Annotated in this window: 5 protein-coding genes; 1 reads left to right on the top strand and 4 read right to left on the bottom strand. The window is 64.7% G+C overall.

Translation table 11 applies throughout. The features are described from left to right. Window positions 1–175 precede the first annotated feature (175 nt). The 4 genes from DNJ95_RS18905 to ribF are packed head-to-tail and all read right to left on the bottom strand — an operon-like array spanning window position 176 to window position 4,905. Window positions 176–613 carry an FKBP-type peptidyl-prolyl cis-trans isomerase gene (locus DNJ95_RS18905; RefSeq protein WP_131186260.1) on the bottom strand — a complete coding sequence of 146 codons (438 nt, stop codon included), beginning with the start codon at window positions 611–613 and terminating at the stop codon, window positions 176–178. Next, a complete protein-coding gene (gene lspA / locus DNJ95_RS18900; RefSeq protein WP_131186259.1) occupies window positions 610–1,125 on the bottom strand; it encodes a signal peptidase II in 516 nt (171 codons plus the stop codon). Before lspA ends, DNJ95_RS18905 begins: the two co-directional genes overlap by 4 nt. After that, a complete protein-coding gene (gene ileS / locus DNJ95_RS18895) occupies window positions 1,118–3,952 on the bottom strand; it encodes an isoleucine--tRNA ligase (protein WP_131186258.1) in 2,835 nt (944 codons plus the stop codon). Before ileS ends, lspA begins: the two co-directional genes overlap by 8 nt. Further along, a complete protein-coding gene (gene ribF, locus DNJ95_RS18890) occupies window positions 3,949–4,905 on the bottom strand; it encodes a bifunctional riboflavin kinase/FAD synthetase (protein WP_131186257.1) in 957 nt (318 codons plus the stop codon). The genes ileS and ribF overlap by 4 nt, the downstream gene beginning before the upstream one ends. 600 nt (window positions 4,906–5,505) lie before the next feature. On the opposite strand from ribF, the gene DNJ95_RS18885 reads away from it, so the two are divergent. Beyond that, the coding region (locus tag DNJ95_RS18885) for an MJ0042-type zinc finger domain-containing protein (RefSeq protein WP_181953413.1) at window positions 5,506–5,861 on the top strand (356 nt) is incomplete at its 3' end.

Here is a 5,861-nt window from a genome sequence, read left to right as displayed (position 1 = left end):
ATCTACGATGCAGGCTCGAAGCCTAAGGGTGCGCACGTCTTCCCAGTCCTTCCCCCGATGATCAGTCGGGGACTATTGCCCATTGACAGGGCTGAAGTCGAGATACAAGGGTGCGCCGCGCGCACCGCCAGGCGGCGCACGGTCATTCGGTGCGCATGGCGCACCCTACGTCGGCTCAGGCCGGCTGTACGTCGAAGATCTCCACTTCGAAGGTCAGCGGCTTGCCCGCCAGCGGGTGGTTGAAGTCGATGGTCACCCGCTGCCCGTCGAACGCCTTGACCACCCCCGGCAACTCGGTGTTGGCGGCATCGTTGAAGATCACCAGCAGTCCCTCCGACAGCTCCATGCCTTCGAACTGGCTGCGCGGCATGACCTGTACGTTCTGCGGATTGTGCTGGCCGAAGCCGTCCTGCGCCTCGACCTGCAGGGTGCGTCGGTCGCCGGCCTTGAGGCCGTAGAGCTTCTGCTCGAAGCCCGGCAGCAGGTTGCCGTCGCCGACCCGGAAGGTGGCGGGCTTCTTGTCGAAGGTGGTGTCGACCTGATCACCATTGGCCAGGCTCAGGGAAAAATGCAGAGTGACCTGTGTGTCTGGCCCGATGCGCTGCTCTGTCATACCGATTCTCCGCTTTTGTTGCCCTTGAACATATCCAACGCCAGCATCACGGCACCGACGGTGATGGCGCTGTCGGCCAGATTGAACGCGGGGAAGTACCAGCGGTTCTGCCAATGCACCAGGATGAAATCGACCACATGGCCCAGCACCATGCGATCGTACAGGTTGCCCAGCGCCCCCCCCAGCACCAGCGCCAGGGCGATCGCCGTCCAGGTTTCGCCGGGCTTGAGGCGCTTGAGCCAGACCACCAGCACCGCGCTCACGCCAATGGCGATCAGCGCGAACAGCCAGCGCTGCCAGCCAGAGTGATCGGCGAGGAAGCTGAAGGCGGCTCCGCTGTTATAGGCCAGGGTCCAACTGAAATAACCGGGGATCACCTCGATACGCTGGTACAGCGTCAGCGCACTCTCGAACCAGTGCTTGCTCACCTGGTCCAGCAGCAGCACCAGGGCGCTGAGCCAGAGCCAGGCGAGCTTGCCGAAACGGCCAGGCGCCTTCTGCAGATCAGGCATAGCGACGTACCTCGCCAACGCCTTCGATATTGTCTACGCAACGACCGCAGATTTCCGGGTGCGCCGGGTCGCTGCCCACGTCCGGCAGGTGGTGCCAGCAGCGGCCGCACTTGGCGTGAGCGGTCTTGCGCACCACCAGCTTGAGGCCGGACAGCTCACTGGCCACGGCATCGTCCGGCGCGCTGGCCAGCGGTGCCAGTTGCACTGCGGAGGTGATCAGCACGAAGCGCAGTTCGTCGCCCAGGCGCGCCAGGTCGGCGGCCAGGCTGTCCTCGGCATACAGGGTGACCTCGGCCTGCAGGTTGCCGCCGATGGTCTTGGCCGCGCGCTGGTTTTCCAGCTCCTTGTTCACTGCGGCCTTGACCGCCATCACGCGGTCCCAGAAGGCACGATCCAGCTCGGCAGCGGCCGGCAGCTCGCTCAGGCCCTGGTACCAGGTGTTGAGCATCACCGACTCATTGCGCTCGCCCGGCAGGTACTGCCAGATTTCGTCAGCGGTGAAGCTGAGGATCGGCGCGATCCAGCGCACCAGCGCCTCGGCGATGTGGTAGAGCGCGGTCTGGCAGGAACGCCGTGGCAGGCTGTCGGCGCCGGTGGTGTACTGGCGGTCCTTGATGATGTCGAGGTAGAAGCCGCCCAGCTCCTGCACGCAGAAGTTGTGCACCTTCTGGTAGACGTTGAGGAAGCGGTAGCTGTCGTAGGCTTCTTCGATCTCGCGCTGCAGCAGCAGGGTGCGGTCGATGGCCCAGCGATCCAGAGCGATCAACTGCTCATCCGCCAGCAGGTGCTGCGCCGGATCGAAGCCGCTGAGGTTGGAAAGCAGGAAGCGCGCGGTATTGCGGATGCGCCGGTAGGCATCGGAACTGCGCTGCAGGATCTGCTCGGACACCGCCATTTCGCCGGAATAGTCGGTGGACGCCACCCACAGGCGCAGCACGTCGGCACCCAGGCTGTCGATCACCTTCTGCGGCGCGACCACGTTGCCCAGCGACTTGGACTGCTTGCGGCCCTGTTCATCGACGGTGAAGCCGTGGGTCAGCAACTGCTTGTAGGGAGCATGGCCGTCGATCGCGCAGCCGGTCAGCAGCGACGAGTGGAACCAGCCACGGTGCTGATCGGAGCCTTCCAGGTAGAGGTCGGCGACCGGACCGCTGGCGTGCCCCAGGCCGGCATGGGAACCGCGCAGCACATGCCAGTGGGTGGTGCCGGAGTCGAACCAGACATCCAGCGTGTCGCGGCTCTTGTCGTAGTCCGCCGCCTCGTCGCCCAGCAGCTCGGCGGCATCCAGCTTGAACCAGGCCTCGATGCCTTCCTGCTCGACACGCTTGGCGACCTCCTCCATCAATTCGGCGGTACGCGGGTGCAGCTCGCCGCTTTCCTTGTGGGTGAAGAAGGGAATCGGCACGCCCCAGTTGCGCTGGCGCGAGATGCACCAGTCCGGGCGCCCGGCGATCATGCTGTGCAGTCGCGCCTGGCCCCAGGCCGGGACGAAGGCGGTCTGCTCGATGGCCGCCAGCGAGCGCTCACGCAGGGTCGCGCCCTGCTTCGGCTGCTTGTCCATGCCGACGAACCACTGGGCGGTGGCGCGGTAGACCAGCGGCGTCTTGTGGCGCCAGCAGTGCATGTAGCTGTGGCTGATCACTTCATGCTTGAGCAACGCGCCGACTTCATCCAGCTTGGCGACGATGTTCGGATTGGCCTTCCAGATGAACTGGCCGCCGAACAGCGGCAGCGACTCGGCGTAGACGCCGTTGCTCTGCACCGGGTTGAGGATGTCGTCGTTGTGCATGCCGTACTGCTTGCAGGTACGGAAGTCGTCCTCGCCATAGGCCGGCGCCGAATGCACGACACCGGTCCCCGCGCCCAGCTCGACGTACTCGGCCAGGTAGACCGGCGACAGGCGCGGGTAGAACGGATGGCGGAAGTTGATCAGCTCCAGCGCCGCGCCCGGCGCCCGGGCGACGATCTCGCCCTGCAGGCCATAGCGCAGCAGGCTGCTCTCGACCAGTTCCTCGGCCAGCAGCAGCAGGCGCTCGCCGGTATCCACCAGCGCGTAGGTGAACTCGGGGTGCACGTTGAGCGCCTGGTTGGCCGGGATGGTCCAGGGCGTGGTGGTCCAGATGACCACGGCGGTCGGCTTGCCCAGGCTGGCCAGGCCGAAGGCGGCGGCCAGCTTGTCGGCATCCTCGACCGGGAAGGCCACGTCGATGGCGTCGGACTTCTTGTCCTGGTACTCCACCTCGGCCTCGGCCAGCGCCGAGCCGCAGTCGAAGCAGAAGTTGACCGGCTTCAGGCCCTTGAACACGAAACCGTTCTCGACCATGCGCGCCAGGGCGCGGATCTCGCCGGCCTCGTTGGCGAAGTTCATGGTCAGGTAGGGGTTGTCCCACTCGCCCAGCACGCCCAGGCGCACGAAACCGGCCTTCTGCTCGGCGACCTGCTCGGTGGCGTAGGTGCGGCATCGCTCGCGGGTCAGGTCGGCGGGCTGGTTCTTGCCGAAGGTGGTTTCCACCTTGTGCTCGATCGGCAGGCCATGGCAGTCCCAGCCCGGCACATAGGGCGCGTCATAGCCGCTCAGGGTCTTGGAGCGGGTGATGATGTCCTTGAGGATCTTGTTCAGCGCATGGCCGATATGGATGCTGCCGTTGGCGTAGGGCGGGCCGTCGTGCAGGACGAATTTCGGGCGGCCCTCGCCGATCTCGCGCAGTTTCCGGTACAGCTCGATGCTGTCCCAGCGCTGCAGAATCTCCGGCTCGCGCTGTGGCAGACCGGCCTTCATCGGAAACGCCGTGGACGGCAGATTGAGGGTCGCTTTGTAATCGGTCATTTCAGTCCTGACTCATGGTGAAAGGTGACGCCTGCCCAATATTCACGGGCTGCGACGATATCGGCGGAGATGGCCGACCTGAGGGCATCCAGCGAGGCGAAACGCTGCTCATCGCGCAGCTTGTGGTGGAACACCACCGTCAATCGGCGACCATACAGATCTCCGGAAAAGTCCAGCAGGTGTACCTCTAGGTGGGCACTCCCGTCGCCGGCCACGCTGGGGCGCACGCCGATATTGGCAACCCCCGGCCATGCCCGGCCCTGCAACTCGATACTGACCGTATAGACCCCGGACAAGGGCACCCGGCAGCGCTTGAGCTGGATATTGGCGGTCGGCGCATCCAACTGGCGGCCAAGCTTCTGCCCATGCAGCACCCGCCCGCTGATCTGAAACGGCCTCCCGAGCAGTTGCTCGGCATGGGCGAAGTCCCCGCTCGCCAGCGCCTGGCGCACCCGCGTGCTGCTGACCCGCACACCGTCGATCTCCACCGTGCGCGCCGCCTCGACGGTGAAGCCCTCGCGTTGCGCGGCCTCGGAGAGAAAGGCGAAATCCCCCGCACGGTCGCAGCCGAAGCGGAAGTCATCGCCCACTTCCAGGTGCCGAACCCCCAGGCCATCGACCAGCACCTTCTGCACGAATTCGGCGGCACTCAGTTCGCGCAGGCGACGATTGAACGCCAGGCACAACACCCTGTCCACCCCGGCGGCAGCCAGCCATTCGAGCTTGTCGCGCAAACGCGACAAGCGCGCCGGTGCCGTCTGTGGTGCGAAGAACTCGCGTGGCTGCGGCTCGAAGATCACCACACAACTGGGAACCCCCAGCTCCAACGCACGCTCGCGCAAACGCTTCAGGATAGCCTGGTGCCCACGATGAACGCCGTCGAAATTACCGATGGTGGCAACACAGCCCCGGTGCTGGGACCGCAGATTTTGAAGACCTCGAACCAGCTGCATGGCGCGCTTCTTGATCATAAAGTGGCCGATTATACGCACACCCGTCGCCCGACAACAGGCAGGAACCCACCGGAAAAACAGGTGCATATGATCGAAACATATAAAGGAAAGACAACGCCACGGCCAGAGCGATACTGGACGATCGGGGTAGATCGGGAATTGGTGCAGGATTGGAAATCAGCTTTGCGGTCGATCGTACACCGCTGCCGGCGCTCTGTTGTCCGTGGTGTCGCGAGCCCCGTCCCGCCTCCAGGCATTCGCACTGGGACGATGATCGCGAGCCCATGCCGCACGCTTCGATAGCCGCCCCACGCCAATCCGGTCGCAATGAACACACGGCAAGATCCCCGGCCCGGACAACCAGGGCGATCGCACTATGCACGGCAAACAGCCGAAAACAGCGCGGGAAGGCGGCTGGCTGGACGAAAACGCGTGGCAACCGGTATTTTTCGCCCAGCCTTCCAGCCTCCAGCGCTTTTATCGAAACAGCTTGCGGGTGAATAACGGCATAGTGCGATCGCCCTGCCCGGACAACGACGGAGTTTGCGAGAAAAGCGCAACAGCCCATAGACTAGCCGGCAATTTCAGCTGGATACCCGCATGAGCAGCTTCATCACCCAGTGCCCCCATTGCCAGACCCGCTTTCGCCTTAGCGATGCCCAGTTGGGCGCCGCACGCGGCCTGGTACGTTGTGGCGCCTGCATGAAACTGTTCAACGCCAACCACAGTCTGCAAGCGGACCCGCAGCCTGCGCCGGAACAGACACCCGCATCACCCCCGACACCCGATGCGGCGGCCATCGAGACAATAGGCGAACAACCGGCTGCCCCGACCGCGCTCGATCTGGACAACCTCGACCTTGACGAGGAGTTGGCCAAGCTCCAGGCCGAGGAACAACAGCCGCAGGCGCAACACGAACCCCTGCCGCCCGCCGAACCGCTCACGCCTCCCGAACC

Source organism: Stutzerimonas kirkiae, assembly GCF_004327335.1.
GTDB lineage: Bacteria > Pseudomonadota > Gammaproteobacteria > Pseudomonadales > Pseudomonadaceae > Stutzerimonas > Stutzerimonas kirkiae.
Note: the sequence above shows the minus strand (reverse complement) of the source record. Positions and strands in the feature narration are given on the sequence as shown.